A 14,460-nucleotide genomic window follows, 5' to 3' on the forward strand; every position below is an offset into this window, starting at 1 on the left:
GCTCGGCGAGTCCGGATTCGTTGCTCGGCGGTGTGATCATGCGGCCGGTGCGAGACCTCCACGCGTGCCGGATCGCCCGGCGGCAGCGGACTGTGACCCACGTCGCTACCCGTGATGGCGCTCCCGGGAAGTGCGGCGAGCCCGCCGGGCAATAAACTCGCGGGGTGGCAGACATCTCGATGCGCGGACGGGTCGCGTTGCGTGCGGCGGCGGCTGCGGCCTGGGCCTCGCAGCGGGCCGGGCGCGGTAAGGGGTCGATGATCGGCGGGCTGATCGCCCTGCAGATCGATCCGACGATCATGACGCAGCTGGGGCGCGGTCGGCGCACGGTGCTGGTGACCGGCACCAATGGCAAATCGACCACCACCCGGATGACCGCGGCGGCGCTGGGTGCGCTGGGACCGGTGGCCACGCAGGCCGACGGCGCGAATATGGATGCGGGCATCGTGGCAGCACTCAACGCTCATCGTGACGCGCCGGTCGCCGCCATCGAGGTGGACGAGCTGCATCTGCCGCATGTCAGCGATGCGCTGAATCCGGCGGCGGTGGTGCTGTTGAACCTGAGCCGCGATCAGCTGGACCGGGTCGGCGAGATCAATATGATCGAGCGCAAGTTGCGCGCCGGCATGGCCCGGCATCCGGACGCGGTCCTCATCGCCAACTGCGATGACGTCCTGATCACCTCGATCGCCTACGACCATCCGAATGTGGTGTGGGTGGCCGCGGGCAGCGGCTGGGCGGTGGACGCGACCAGCTGTCCGCGCAGTGGTGAACCGATCGTGTGGGAGGGTGCGCACTGGCGCAGCACCGGCGCGGATTTCCGGCGTCCGGAGCCGGACTGGTGGGTCGACGAGGAACATCTGCTCGGTCCCGACGGGGTGAAAATCCCTCTGCACCTTGCCCTTCCGGGGCGAGCCAATCGCGGTAACGCCGCGCAGGCGGTGGCAGCGGCGGTGGCGCTGGGCGTCGCGCCGCAGACCGCGGCCGATGCCGCCGCGACGGTGCGCGAGATCGCGGGCCGCTACCGCACCGTCCGGGTCGGCGACCACGACGCGCGCCTGCTGCTGGCCAAGAATCCGGCGGGCTGGCAGGAGGCGTTGTCCATGATCGACCCTGCCGCAACGGGTTTGGTGATCGCGGTGAACGGTCAGGTGCCCGACGGCGAGGATCTGTCCTGGCTGTGGGACGTGCGTTTCGAACATTTCGAGGGCACCCAGGTGGTGGCCGCGGGTGAGCGCGCCACCGATCTGGCGGTCCGCCTGACCTATGCCGGTGTGGAGCACACCACGGTGTCGAATCCGTTGCGCGCCATCGCTTCCTGTCCGCCGGGACAGGTCGAGGTGCTGGCCAATTACACCGCGTTCCGCGATCTGAACCGCGATCTGGAGGCCCAGGCATGAGCGAGTCGACCGTGCGGATCGGGCTGGTGCTGCCCGACGTGATGGGCACCTACGGTGACGGCGGCAATGCGGTCGTGCTGCGGCAGCGGCTGCGGATGCGCGGCTACGACGCCGAGATCGTCGAGATCACCCTGAACGACCCGGTTCCGGACTCCCTGGACGTGTACCTGCTCGGCGGCGCCGAGGACTCCGCGCAGCGGCTGGCCACCCGCCACCTGCAGCGTTATCCGGGGATGCAGGCCGCGGCCGAGCGCGGTGCGCCGGTGCTGGCGATCTGCGCGGCCATCCAGGTGCTGGGCCACTGGTACGAGACCTCCGGCGGCGAGCGCGTCGACGGCGTCGGCATGTTCGACCTCACCACCTCGCCGCGGGCCGAGCGCGCGATCGGCGAGGTGGCCACCGTCCCGCTGATCCCGGGCCTGTCCGAGCCGCTCACCGGATTCGAAAACCACCGTGGCGGAACAACTCTGGGGCCCGACGCCACCGGACTGGCCCGCGTCACCCGCGGCGTCGGCAACGGCGTGGGCGACGGCCTCGAAGGCGTGGTCCAGGGCTCGGTCATCGGTACCTACATGCACGGCCCCGCGCTGGCCCGTAATCCCGAACTCGCCGACCACCTCCTGCGACACGCGCTCGGCGTGGGCGAACTCGCCCCGCTGGACCTTCCCGAGGTCGATCAGCTCCGCCGAGAACGCCTGCGCGTCTAGGCGCAGCGGTCCTCGGCGATCGCCGCCCTGCACAAGCGGCCGAAGAGAGTAGCTCATTGCGGCCGATTGCACTAGATGTCAAGGGCGGGAAGATCGTTCAGTTGAGGCAACCTCTCTGAGCGGGTAATCTCGCGCGCGGCCATGCGTGATGAGGAGGTGGCCGCGTGTACAGGCGTGCGTTCATGAAGGCTGCGGGTGCGGCGATGCTGCTGGGGGCGGCGGGCTCTGCCACCGCGGGCGTGAGTGGTTCCACTCGCGCGTCCGCCGGGCCGATATGGGACGACCTGTTCCGGCACTGGGTTTCGGAAATCTTTGCGCCACTTCCTGATCCGCCTGATCACACCGAGGCGATCATCGTCGGCTCCGGTTTCGGCGCGTCGATCACCGCGCTGCGCCTGGCCCAGGCCGGAGTCACCAACACCGTGCTCGAACGTGGTTCGCGCTGGCCCAACGATCCGCACCGGGAGATCTTCACCGGCGACGACCTGCCCGACGGGCGTGGTTTCTGGCATCGCACCGAATTCACCGGGGTCACCAAGGTGCCCATGCATTTCGCGGATTTCGGCGGCGTGCTGGACGTGACCTCGTTCGACGGTATCGACGTGTGGCGCGGTGCGGCGGTCGGCGGCGGTTCGGTGGTGTACACCGGCGTGATGATCGCGCCCGAACGTCGATTCTTCGACCAGATCTTCCACGGCACAGTCGCTTTCGACGAGATGGATCGGGTCTACTATCCGCGGGTGCGGCAGATGCTGCGGTTGGACCCGATGCCCGGGGACATCTACAACTCCGCGCCGTTCACCCATTCGCGATGCTGGGATGCCCAGGCGCGCAAGGCCGGATACACCCCTATACGCAACGACTCGGTCTTCACCTGGGATGTCCTGCGCGCTGAACTGGCCGGGAAATCGCGAGCTTCGGCCACCGCCGCTCGGAGCAATCTGGGCAACTCCAACGGCGCGAAGTTCGATCTCAACCAGAACTATCTGAAATACGCGCAGGCGTCCGGTAAGTCGAAGGTCTTCGCCGGGCACCGGGTCGAGTCCATCGCCCAGGAATCCGGCGGCCGCTATGCGGTGACCGTCACCAAGATCGACCCGACCGGTGCGGTCCTGCGCAGACGCACCCTCACCTGTGATCGGCTGTTCCTGGGCGCGGGTTCGGTGGGCACCTCCGAACTGCTGGTGCGCGCCCAGGCCACCGGCGCACTGCCGCACCTGAACGAGCACATCGGCGACGGCTGGGGCACCAACGGCGACGTCGTGCTCGCCCGGGGCGAGAGTTCGCTGTGCGGGCTGGGCACGGGCGTGCCCAGCGCCAGCCGCATCTTCGACGACTCCGGGATGCCGCTGAGCCTGGAGAGCTGGTACATCCCGGGCATTCCGGTGGAGACCGGCGCACTGGCCTCGCTCGGTCTGGTCTTCGATCCGACCCGGGCCCGCTTCGGCTACGACAAGGCCCGCGACGCGGTCGGGCTGCGCTGGCCCAAGCAGGCACAGGATCAGGTCACCGCGGCCGCCCACGCGGTCGATCACCGCATCGCCGAACGCGGCGGCTCGATGGTCGAATACACCGCTCTGGGCTACGACGCGAACGCCGTATTCACCGCGCACCCGCTCGGCGGCGCGGTGCTGGGCCAGGCCACCGACAACTACGGCCGGGTGATCGGGCATCGCGGGCTGTACGTCATGGACGGCGCGGCGGTGCCCGGCAGCACCGGTACGGTGAATCCGTCGTTGACCATTTCGGCACTGGCCGAACGCAATATCGAGAACATCATTCGCGCAGGTCACTGATCCCCCGGACGCCGACGGGTTAGTCTCGGCGGGATCATTTCGCCGCCAGAAGGGGTCCGTCGTGCGGAAGAACATCGTCGTGTCGGCGCAGGAGTATCCGCGCAAACCACCGGTTCTGTGGACCGATTACCTCATGCTCCTCGTGGCGTTGGTCTCGGTGGCGCTGATCTTCTGGGTGGACATCCTGCCGGTGCCGCATCCGGCGGTGCAGCCGATCGTCATTGCGGACTACGCGACCTGCGGAGTCTTCGCGCTGGAATTCCTGTGGCGCTGGCGGCGCGAGGACTGGTCCTGGAACTATCCGTTCCTGTACTGGTACGAGATCCTGTGCCTGATCCCCGCGACCGCAACGTATTTCGCCGACTCCCATGTGGTGCGGATCCTGGTGCTGCTGGTCCGGCTGCTGCGCGTGGCCGATCGCGCGCTCGGCGACCGGGTCACGGTGGCGATCGTGAATCGGGCGCTGAACGCGATCGTCGAGGCGATCAAGCGCCCGGTGACGATGGCGGTGCTCGAGGAGGTCTCCGAGGTGCTGCGCGTCGGCCAGTACACCCGCAACATCGCCTTGGCGCTCGAGGAGAACCGCGCCGAGATGGACGAGATGATCCTGGATCTGATCGAGAAGGATCCGGCGCTGGGGCGGGTGCGCTACCTGCCGTTCCACGAGGACATCATCCGCGGTATCGCCAGCACCAGTTTCCGCATCGTGTTCCAGGTGCTGGCCGATCCGCGCACCGACGAACTCGTGGGAGATGTGTTGCGCGAGAACGTGCATCAGATGCGTCGCGCGGTGCACGAGGGCGTGCGCGTCGAGGAGACGGTGGACAACAAGGCGCAGTAATCTCGGCCCCGCTTCGCTCCTCCGCTCCGGTCGGTCCAGAATCGACCCGGGCCGCGGCCTTGGAGTTGGCGTTGTTCAGGGTGGGCGGGCCTGGGTGTTCAGTGCGCTGTGCCGTGCCGCACGGCATCGCGCGGCTCCGCGTAACGCACTGTCTCCCAAGCGATCAGCACACCGAGCACGGCGCACAGCAGCGCGAGCGCGGCCATCGCGGGCAGTATCGAGGCCAGCGGGATGAGCGCGAGAACGACCACCGCTGCCGCCAGCCGCGGCCACAGCACGACTCTCGTTGCGTAGTGCCGGAATCCGACCAGTGCGAGCAGATATCCGGCCGCACCCCCGTACAGGGCGAACAGCGGAATCCCGTGCAGCGCATCGTGCAACGTGTGTTCCTCGGCCCCGCCGACGTACTCGAGCACGTTCTTCAGGCCCAGCGACATCGCGATGATCGCGACGACCATCGGGAAATGCCAGTAGGTGTAGCAGTTTCGGGCGATCTTGATCTGCTGCGGCCCGCTCGCGCGGGCCAGGTGCTCCTCCACCACGGCCGCGCCGACGTCGAAGTACGCCCACCACAGCAGACCCGAAACGGCAAGTCCCAGAATCGATCCCACAGTAATCGGCCAGGAGATCGGCAGCCCGGACACGCCGACGCCGATGGAGACGACCGATTCGCCCAGCGCGATGATGACGATCAGGCCGTGCCGCTCGGCGAAGTGCGAGGTCGAGTTGACCCGCCATTCGTTGCCGGAGAACAGGGTCCAGGCCATATCACCGGCGACGGCCGCGATCCACAGCCACAGTTGGGCTGTCCCGTGGTTGAGCGCGGCGATGATCAGCAGTGTCGTACCGATCGTGATCGACCCGACCGCCCAGCGCGTGACCTGTCCGCGCAACTGCGGGTCCTGTGCACTGGCGCACCAGAACATCACCAGGTGCACCAGCCGGATGAACAGGTACGCCAGGGCGAAGACCAGCGGTCCGTACCAGCCGCCGGGCATGTCGTGGAATGCCTCGGGGATGGTGATGGCCACGATCAAGGCCGCGCCCATGGCCCCGAACATCGCGAGCCGGGCGATGCCCTCGTCGGCCTTCACGACGTTGCCGAGCCAGGCGTAGGCGATCCACACCCACCACATGATGGCCAGCACCAGGAAGGCGCGCAGCATGTTCAGCGCGGTGGACTCGTGGGCGGCCAGCTCGTCGACCTGGGTGAAGGCGAACACCAGCACCAGGTCGAAGAACAGTTCCAGCTGCGTCACCGAGGACTGCTCGGTGACGGCCTGCATGCGGGATCCTCTGCCGCGAGTCACGCGAATCATGAGCACCATCGTGACAGGTCGTCGACCAGGTCGCCCGGATCCTCCGGGCGCGATGGGAACTCAGCTCACCTCGTAGTTCTCACCGAACTGGAACTTCTCGATGAACTCGATGAGATTCTGAACCGCTTCCTCGTTGACCTTGGCCAAACTGCGTTTCATCAGGATGCCCGGAACCGGAATCGGCAGATAGACCTCGGAGTGGTACCAGACCTCGGTGCCCTCGGGGGACTGTTCGAGTTCGAACCAGCCCTTACCGCCGCCGCCCGCACCGCTCTCGACGACCTTCCAGGAGATGCGTTCGCTGGTGCAGTCGTATTCGAGCACTTGTCGGTCGGAGTTGCCCATCGGGCTCACCGTGGCGTACACACGCTGTGGGCGCCCGTACGCGTCGTGGGTTGCCACGCGCACATCCTTGTGCGAGGGGGACCAGTCGGGGATCCGCTCGACCGCGAGCAGTGCCTCCATCACTTGGTCTGGATCGACATCGACGATGAATCGGTGGTCGGTCTTCGTGCGCATAGCCTTGCCCTCCACCCCCCGAAATACTCGCCCGATTGTCTCCGCGGTCACATGCGGTCGTCAACCATGGCGCGGGCTCCGGATGTCACAGACCGTCCAGTATGCACAGCTGGCTATCGAACCGCCGGAAGCGTCCGCCGCTCGCGTCGGTTCGGTCGGTGGCGCAGCCCGGCTGTGCGGTACGGGGTGCGCGAATTGTGCTCAGTGGCGCTGAACGACCCAGTCGGGCCCGGGGAACACCAGGCTCTCGTGGCCGTCGTCGAATCGGACGATGTACGGCGGCGCGCCGTCGGCCCCGCGTACCTCGAGGATTTCGCCCATCCGATCCGGCATCCCGACCATGTGGCTGTGCACAGATAATCGATCTCCGACCTTTGCCTGCATGATTCGAATTATCCGTCGGACGTGATGAACGTCACAAGGTATATGAACGTTTCAGATTACCCGATCGCGTGGGTTGCGACACATTCGGGGGTACTCCGGTGGCTCCGCTCGGCAGGCGTCTAGTCCGCTTCCCGCAGCATGGCCGTCACTCGCAGGGACGTGTCGTGCAGCCGATCGAACACGCCCAGTATCAATTCGAGTTGTTCGGCGCTGTAATCACCCATGACCCTGCCGAATTCGCGGGCCAGCGGCTCGTAGTGCCGGGCGATCTCGCCGGTGCGGTCCGCGGACAGCGAGATGATCACCCGGCGGCGATCGTGTTCGTCGTGCGCCCGGGTGACGAAGCCGCTCTTGATCAGTCGGTCGATCAACCGGGTGACCGCTCCGGTGGTCAGTCCGGTGCGGGCGGCGAGTTCGCCGGGGGTGGCCGGGCCGCCCAGGCGCAACAGGTTGAGGCAGCGCAGATCGGTGACGTGCAGTCCGAGCCGGTCGGCCACGGCCTGATGCAGCATCACCGCGTCGGTGGCGTTGCGCTGTGCGGCGATCGTGAGTTGTCGCCCCAGGTCGGTTGCTGTCGCGGTGGCACGTCGTGTCATCGGCGCTGTTCTCCCGTCTCGTCGCCTTACTCGTGCAACTGTTGTGTGACACAACTAGTGCCGCTTCAAACCTCGACGCGGATAATGTGACATTCCTGGCTTCCCGGGACCGGGGGCCACGAGGTCATCCAGGCATGTCACGCGCCGCTGACCGCCCGATTCGATGGATGAACGACGTCCCGACCGCGGCTCCGGATTCGAGGTGTCCCGTTAACTTCCTGGCTCGAGTCGGTACTGTGGGGTGCTGGTAACAGCAAGTAAGTCGATTTTGGAGGATCCCTCGTGGCTCTCGTCGTCCAAAAGTACGGAGGATCCTCGGTGGCCACCGCCGAGCGCATCCGGCGCGTCGCTGAGCGGATCGTCGAGACGAAGAAGCAGGGCCACGACGTGGTCGTGGTCTGCTCGGCGATGGGCGACACCACCGATGAGCTGATGGACCTGGCGCAGCAGGTCTCGCCCGCCGCACCGGCGCGCGAGATGGACATGCTGCTGACCTCGGGTGAGCGCATCTCGAATGCACTGGTCGCCATGGCGATTCATTCGCTGGGCGCCGAAGCGCGCTCGTTCACCGGCTCACAGGCAGGTGTCATCACGACCGGTGCGCACGGTAAGGCGAAGATCATCGACGTGACCCCGTCGCGCCTGCGTGAGGCGTTGGACGAGGGCACGATCGTGCTGGTCGCCGGCTTCCAGGGCGTGTCCCAGGACAGCAAGGACGTGACCACGCTCGGTCGCGGCGGCTCGGACACCACCGCGGTCGCGCTGGCCGCGGCGCTCGAGGCCGACGTGTGCGAGATCTACACCGACGTGGACGGCGTGTTCACCGCCGACCCGCGGATCGTCTCGGACGCGCAGCGCCTGGAACAGGTCTCCTACGAGGAGATGCTGGAGATGGCGGCCTGCGGTTCCAAAGTGCTGATGCTGCGTTGTGTGGAGTACGCGCGCAGTTACAACGTGCCCGTGCATGTGCGCTCGTCCTACACCGACAAGCCGGGCACCTACGTTTACGGATCGATGGAGGACATCCCCTTGGAGCAAGCAATCCTCACCGGCGTCGCGCACGACCGCAGCGAGGCCAAGGTGACCGTCGTCGCGATACCGGACGAACCGGGCTACGCCGCCAAGGTGTTCCGCGCGGTCGCCGATGCCGAGATCAACATCGATATGGTCCTGCAGAACATCTCGAAGGTGGAGACCGGCAAGACCGACATCACCTTCACCATGCCCAAGACCGACAGCGCCCGCGCGGTGGAGATGCTCACCAACCGGCAGAGCGAGATCGGCTTCTCCCAGGTCCTCTACGACGATCACATCGGCAAGGTGTCGCTGGTCGGCGCCGGTATGAAGAGCCACCCGGGCGTCACCGCGACCTTCTGTGAGGCGCTGGCCGACGCGGGGATCAACATCGATCTCATCTCCACCTCGGAGATCCGGATCTCGGTGCTGGTCAAGGACGATGAACTGGACCAGGCCGTGCAGGTGCTGCACCGGGCCTTCGATCTCGGCGGCGACGAGGTCGCGGTCGTGCACGCGGGAACGGGGCGGTAAGCATGGGCGTACGCGTAGGAGTCGTCGGCGCGACCGGACAGGTCGGCGCCGTCATGCGAAAACTGTTGCAGGAACGGAACTTCCCTGCCGACGAGGTGCGTTTCTTCGCGTCCTCGCGGTCGGCGGGCAAGACGCTGCCGTGGCACGACGGTGAGATCGTCGTCGAGGATGCCGAGACCGCCGATCCCAGCGGCCTGGACATCGCGTTGTTCTCGGCCGGCGCCACCATGTCGCGGGTGCAGGCGCCGCGGTTCGCCGCGGCCGGGGTGACCGTCATCGACAACTCCTCGGCCTGGCGCAAGGATCCCGAGGTGCCGCTGGTGGTCAGCGAGGTCAACCCGGAGCGGACCCGCAACCTGGTCAAGGGCATCATCGCCAACCCCAACTGCACCACCATGGCCGCGATGCCCGTGCTCAAGCCGCTGCACGACGCCGCGGGCCTGCAGCGCCTGATCGTGTCGACCTATCAGGCCGTCTCCGGTAGCGGGCTGGCCGGTGTGGACGAGCTGGCCTCGCAGGCGCGCGCGGTGATCGACGACGCCGAGAAACTCACCCACGACGGTTCGGCCGTGGAGTTCCCCGCGCCGAACAAGTATGTCGCGCCGATCGCGTTCAACGTGCTGCCGCTGGCCGGTTCGCTGGTGGACGACGGCTCCGGGGAGACCGACGAGGATCAGAAGCTGCGCAACGAGAGCCGCAAGATCCTCGGCATTCCCGAACTGCTGGTGAGCGGCACCTGTGTGCGCGTGCCGGTCTTCAGTGGTCACTCGCTGTCGATCAATGCCGAGTTCGCCCGGTCGCTGTCGGTCGAAGAGGCTCGCAAGCTCCTGGCCGACGCCCCCGGCGTGAAGTTGGTCGAGGTGCCCACCCCCTTGCAGGCCGCCGGTGTCGACGAATCCCTCGTCGGCCGCATCCGCCAGGACCCGGGCGTCCCGGACGGCCGCGGCCTGGCCCTGTTCGTCTCCGGCGACAACCTCCGAAAGGGCGCGGCGCTCAACACGATTCAGATCGCCGAGGTCCTGCTCGCCGACCGCTGAGTCGATCGCTCGGAACGGGCCGTCGGATTCCTGAGGGGAATCCCACGGCCCGTTCGGCATTCGGGACCAGGACCGCGGCCTGTGTGGTCGGCCCCGGTTCAGCGGGGGCGTAGGCCGTCGAACAGGACCGCGAAGGTGCGGCGGCGTTGTTCGGCGTTCGCGCCGGTGGTGTGGGTGGCCAGGAAGCCGCCCTTGAGAATTCGCATGAGGTCGTCGATGTCGATGTCCGTGCGGGTTGCGCCGGCGGCCTGGGCGCGGCGCAGCAGGACGTCGATGGCGGCGAGCAGTTCGACTGTGGGGCCGGGGTTTTCGAGGCTCTCGTGGCCGCCGACCGCCTCGGCGAGGTCGCGTTTGACCCCGGCCTCGACGACCATCACGTCGAGGTAGTCGTAGAAGGCGCGGCCGGGATCCGCGGCGTCGGCCAGGGCGCTCGCGTGCGCGACCATCCGTTCGACGCGGTCCAGCATCGCCGCGTGGAACAGCGCCTCCTTGGTGGGGAAATGCCGATAGACCGTACCGGGGCCGACCCCGGCACGCCGGGCGATCTCGTCCAGCGGGACCGAGATGCCCTCGGCGGCGAATGCCTCCTGGGCCGCGGCCAATACGCGTTCACGGTTGCGGCGGGCGTCGGCGCGCAGTGCGCGGCCCGTCCCGGAGGTCGTGGCCGCCTTCGCCTGTGTTTCGGTCACGGCGCGAGTCTACCCGGAACACCATTGACAAACGGGGCGTGCGTTCCGGATCATAAACGGGGCATACGTTCCGATTCTTCAGGGGTAATCATGACAGCAGATCAGGACCTCACGCCACGCGCGCTGGTCGAGCAGTTGTTCACCGGCCTGGGCACACCCGACGCCGACGCCTTCGCCGACGTACTGGCCCCGGACGTGGTGTTCGAAATTCCGTGGACCGTTCCCGGCATGCCCGAACGACTCGAGGGCCGGGAGGCCGTGCGCGAACATCTCGCCCAGCGTTGGGCGAATCTGACCCGCCTCCAGGTACACGGGGTCTATCCGGAGGTGTACGAGACCTCGGATCCGGGACTGTTCTTCGTGGAGAACGAGGTCGACATGACCCGGCCCGACGGCGTGCGCTCGCGCGGGCGGACCTCGGTCAACGCCGTTCGAGTCCGGGACGGGAAGATCGTGCTGTTCCGCGACTACATGGACACCGGACGGCTCGCGGCCCTGGTCGAGCAGTGAGGTCCGCCGCCCTGTCCGGTCAGCGCGCCGGACAGGGCGGTCAGCGGATGCCGGGCGTACGCGGATCGGGTCCGAGGCAGGTCAGGATCACGCAGCCCGGCGGCGCGTCGGAGAACGGCGGCCGCAGCGGAGTGTTCAAGCAGGACAGCACATTACAGCCCGGATAGGCATCGGGTCCGATGCCGAACAGAGCCATGGTGATGTTCGGGTCGAAATACGCGCGCGGATCCAGCGGCAGTGGCGGTTCGACGTAGGGCCCCGGATCCGGGATCGGTGGATGAACGAAGGCCGCGAGCAGTTTGCGGAAGAATTCGTGGGACAGCTCACCCATGTTCTGCAGGGTGCCGGGCAGCCCCTCGGTGCTGTGATTGCCGAACGCTCCGGTCCACTCCACCGTCAGATCCAGGTCCGGAACGACGAACACGTCCTGTAACCCGATGCCGGACATCTGATAACTGCCGGGCAGGAATCGGGGTACCTCCGCACATCCGGGACCGACCCAGAACAGATATCCGTAACAGGGGTTGGTCGCCGAGGGCCGCCGCGCGGCGTGCAGATACGTCGAGGAGACGATCTGCCGGTTGCCCCACCGCCCCGAATTACTCAGCAGCAGACCGAGTTTGGCCAGATCATCGGGCGGAATCAGCAGGTGCGCATAGCCGTAGGTACGTCCGGAACGGTCCCGCGCCCAGTAGTAGTCGCCGCGCTCGATGCCCAGTGGGTCGAACAGCTCGCGCTGGGCGAACTGCTGAAGTGGCTCCCGCACAGCCAGTTCCACGACATAGGTCAGCAGATCCACATTGCGCTGGCTGTAGGCGAACGCGGTGCCGGGCGGAGTGTCGAACGGCACGCCCAGCGCCTGCACCGCGCTGTCGGGGTCGATCGGGATGACGCCGGTGGCGCCCTCGTTCACCGCGCCCACGTGCAGTCCGGAGGTCTCGGTGAGCAGATCGGTGACGGTGACCGAGCGATGTTCCGCATCACCCAGACCGGGCGGCAGATAGCGGCCGATGGGTGCGCTCAGGTCGAGTTTCCCCTTGTCCGAGGCGATTCCGACGATCAGCGACACCACGCTCTTGGTGACGCTCCAGACGTTCCACGGGGTGCCGCCGGACCGGTCGTCGGCGGGGGCGGCGCCCACGAGACAGTTGTGCCGGAAGACCTGGACGTTCAGGCGGTTTCGGCTCATCGCGAAGGCGAGTGCCTCGGACAGTCGGGCGGGATCGAATCCGGCCTGTTCGGGGGTGGCCCGCGGGAAGGCCCGCCCGGAGCTCACCCCGCAGTGGAGTTGGGTATCGGTCGTCGCGTGGGCGTATCCGGGCGCTACACCGATCGTCGCCAGGATCGCAATCGTCGCAAACCACCCCAGAATGCGGCACATAGCTGTGAGGCTAGCGGTTGACCGGCGACCCGGAACGCAGAACGCCACCGGTTCCGAGGAATCCGGCGGCGTTCGTTCTGCAGCACTACTGCAACACGTTCGCGAACGCCACGCCAGCCTCGCGAACCAGGGTGCCGATGCCCAACATGCGCCTCTCGGCGAGTGGTCGCTCGTAGCGACGAATTGTGCGGCCCGGGGCTGTCCCGGCATCGGCAATACGAGTCAACCGCGCTGGGACGGGATCTATTCCGGGTTCGGGGATGTGAGCTAGCGCATACTGCCGCAGGCCGACCGATCAGGCATAACGCCTGGTCATGCCGTGGTGCCACGGGATAGCATCGCAGGAGTCTGCCGAGCGAGGGGGAGTTGTGACCGACGATCCGGTTCTGAGCGAGATGCTGCGCATACTCGAGACCAATCCGGAACTGCTGCCGGTGCGGATCCGGGTGATCGAGTTGCTCGCGGACCGATCGCGGCATGCCGAGGCGCTCCCGCACTGCGCCGCCGCGCTCGGCATCGATCCCGGAAATGCCGTGGTGCTCGCACTGTTGCAGCGCTGTACCGCCGCGCTCGCCGCAGGTGCGGGTTCGCCGCAGGCGGAAACGCAATCCGGGCAAATTCCTGGCACACCGTCGGGCAGCGTCGCGAACGAGACGAGCGCGAACGAGACGAGCGCCGAGGAGACCACGCCGGATCCGGACCCCGCACCGCCCGCCCACTTCGACTGGGCCGCGGCCGAGCGCGAGGTCGGCGACATCATCGCTCCGGCCTTCGTGGACGAGGGCGAACGGTCCGAGGGGGAGCTGTCCCTGAACGAAGACGGTGAGCCGGTCGCCCACGCCGAGGGCGATGTCGGACTGTTCGAGCGCCCGAGCGTCGCGCTGGCCGATGTGGGCGGGATGGAGAACGTCAAACAGCAGCTCGAGCTGTCGCTGCTGGGTCCGCTGCGTAATCCGGATCTGGCCAAGGCGTTCGGCACCAGCGCGCGCGGCGGACTGCTGCTGTACGGGCCGCCGGGATGCGGCAAGACGTTCATCGCCGCGGCGGTCGCCGGTGAGCTGGGCGCGAACTTCTATCCGATCGAGATCGCCGACATCCTGGACATCTACACCGGCTCGAGCGAACGCAATCTGCATCAGGTCTTCGAGGTCGCCCGGCGCAACGCACCGTGCGTGCTGTTCATCGACGAGGTGGATGCGCTGGGGCACAAGCGAAGTCAGATGTCCGGTTCGGCGACCATGCGCACGGTGGTGAATCAGCTGCTCACCGAGATGGATTCGGCCACCGCCGACAACGACGGCGTGTATCTGCTGGGCGCGACGAACCATCCGTGGGATATCGACGTCGCGCTGCGCCGCCCCGGCCGCTTCGACCGGATGATCCTGGTGACCCTGCCCGACCGCGAGGCGCGTCGCGCGATTCTGCGGCACCACCTGAAGGATCGCCCGGTCAGCGGCATCGATCTGGCCGCGATCGCCAAGCGCACCGACGGTTTCTCCGGGGCGGATCTGGCGCACGTGTGCACCTCGGCGACCCAGCTGGCCATGGCCGACTCGATTCGCAGCGGGACCGTGCGCCCGGTCACCATGCGCGATATCGAGGGCGCGCTCGCGCAGGTCAAGCCCAGTGCGGGGGCCTGGTTCGAATCCGCCCGCAACGTCGTGGAATTCGCCAACAACGACGGCACCTACGACGAACTCGCCAAGTACATGCGCGAGAAGAAGCTCCGGTGA

At 67.2% G+C, this 14,460-nt stretch carries 14 protein-coding genes; 8 read left to right on the plus strand and 6 right to left on the minus strand.

All coding sequences use genetic code 11. The features are described from left to right. Positions 1-179: 179 nt before the first annotated feature. From ON40_RS01680 to ON40_RS01695, 4 genes are all read left to right on the plus strand, one after another. The gene (locus tag ON40_RS01680; RefSeq protein WP_040817820.1) at positions 180-1,400 is read left to right on the plus strand and encodes a Mur ligase family protein; all 1,221 of its coding nucleotides are present in this window, start codon (positions 180-182) and stop codon (positions 1,398-1,400) included. After that, positions 1,397-2,107 (plus strand): type 1 glutamine amidotransferase, encoded by a 711-nt coding sequence (locus ON40_RS01685; protein ID WP_040817640.1) that lies wholly within the window; start codon positions 1,397-1,399, stop codon positions 2,105-2,107. Before ON40_RS01680 ends, ON40_RS01685 begins: the two co-directional genes overlap by 4 nt. A 164-nt stretch (positions 2,108-2,271) precedes the next feature. Continuing rightward, positions 2,272-3,903 (plus strand): GMC oxidoreductase, encoded by a 1,632-nt coding sequence (locus tag ON40_RS01690; protein WP_040817642.1) that lies wholly within the window; start codon positions 2,272-2,274, stop codon positions 3,901-3,903. A 61-nt stretch (positions 3,904-3,964) separates the two neighbouring features. After that, a complete protein-coding gene (locus tag ON40_RS01695; protein WP_040817644.1) occupies positions 3,965-4,744 on the plus strand; it encodes a hypothetical protein in 780 nt (259 codons plus the stop codon). A 98-nt stretch (positions 4,745-4,842) separates the two neighbouring features. Here ON40_RS01695 and ON40_RS01700 read toward each other — a convergent pair whose 3' ends face one another. The 4 genes from ON40_RS01700 to ON40_RS01710 form a co-directional block, all read right to left on the minus strand. Beyond that, positions 4,843-6,030: a low temperature requirement protein A gene (locus tag ON40_RS01700; protein WP_245567609.1), complete on the minus strand. Its 1,188-nt coding sequence runs from the start codon at positions 6,028-6,030 to the stop codon at positions 4,843-4,845. Between the two features lie 93 nt (positions 6,031-6,123). After that, entirely contained in the window at positions 6,124-6,582 is a 459-nt protein-coding gene (locus tag ON40_RS01705; RefSeq protein WP_040817646.1) for an SRPBCC family protein, read from the minus strand. Between the two features lie 201 nt (positions 6,583-6,783). After that, entirely contained in the window at positions 6,784-6,966 is a 183-nt protein-coding gene (locus ON40_RS49495) for a DUF1918 domain-containing protein (protein ID WP_083895340.1), read from the minus strand. Positions 6,967-7,085: 119 nt separating this feature from the next. Next, complete coding sequence (locus tag ON40_RS01710) at positions 7,086-7,562, minus strand: MarR family winged helix-turn-helix transcriptional regulator (RefSeq protein WP_040817648.1); 477 nt, start codon at positions 7,560-7,562, stop codon at positions 7,086-7,088. Positions 7,563-7,844: 282 nt separating this feature from the next. Here ON40_RS01710 and ON40_RS01715 point away from each other — a divergent pair, with 282 nt between their 5' ends. Next, positions 7,845-9,110, plus strand: a complete 1,266-nt coding sequence (locus ON40_RS01715) for an aspartate kinase (RefSeq protein WP_040817650.1) — start codon at positions 7,845-7,847, stop codon at positions 9,108-9,110. A gap of 2 nt (positions 9,111-9,112) precedes the next feature. Then, positions 9,113-10,147, plus strand: coding sequence for an aspartate-semialdehyde dehydrogenase (locus tag ON40_RS01720; protein ID WP_040817653.1), 1,035 nt, complete (start codon positions 9,113-9,115; stop codon positions 10,145-10,147). 98 nt (positions 10,148-10,245) lie between these two features. On the opposite strand, the gene ON40_RS01725 is transcribed toward ON40_RS01720, so the two are convergent. Then, positions 10,246-10,836, minus strand: a complete 591-nt coding sequence (locus tag ON40_RS01725; RefSeq protein WP_051192538.1) for a TetR/AcrR family transcriptional regulator — start codon at positions 10,834-10,836, stop codon at positions 10,246-10,248. 90 nt (positions 10,837-10,926) lie between these two features. On the opposite strand from ON40_RS01725, the gene ON40_RS01730 reads away from it, so the two are divergent. Then, positions 10,927-11,346 (plus strand): nuclear transport factor 2 family protein, encoded by a 420-nt coding sequence (locus ON40_RS01730; protein ID WP_051192540.1) that lies wholly within the window; start codon positions 10,927-10,929, stop codon positions 11,344-11,346. A gap of 40 nt (positions 11,347-11,386) precedes the next feature. Here ON40_RS01730 and ON40_RS01735 read toward each other — a convergent pair whose 3' ends face one another. Next, the gene (locus ON40_RS01735; RefSeq protein ID WP_040817655.1) at positions 11,387-12,727 is read right to left on the minus strand and encodes a serine hydrolase domain-containing protein; all 1,341 of its coding nucleotides are present in this window, start codon (positions 12,725-12,727) and stop codon (positions 11,387-11,389) included. 395 nt (positions 12,728-13,122) lie between these two features. Here ON40_RS01735 and ON40_RS01740 point away from each other — a divergent pair, with 395 nt between their 5' ends. Next, positions 13,123-14,460: an ATP-binding protein gene (locus tag ON40_RS01740; RefSeq protein ID WP_083895349.1), complete on the plus strand. Its 1,338-nt coding sequence runs from the start codon at positions 13,123-13,125 to the stop codon at positions 14,458-14,460.

The sequence above is a fragment of the Nocardia jiangxiensis NBRC 101359 genome (genome assembly GCF_000308615.1).
Classification (GTDB): Bacteria; Actinomycetota; Actinomycetes; order Mycobacteriales; family Mycobacteriaceae; genus Nocardia; species Nocardia jiangxiensis.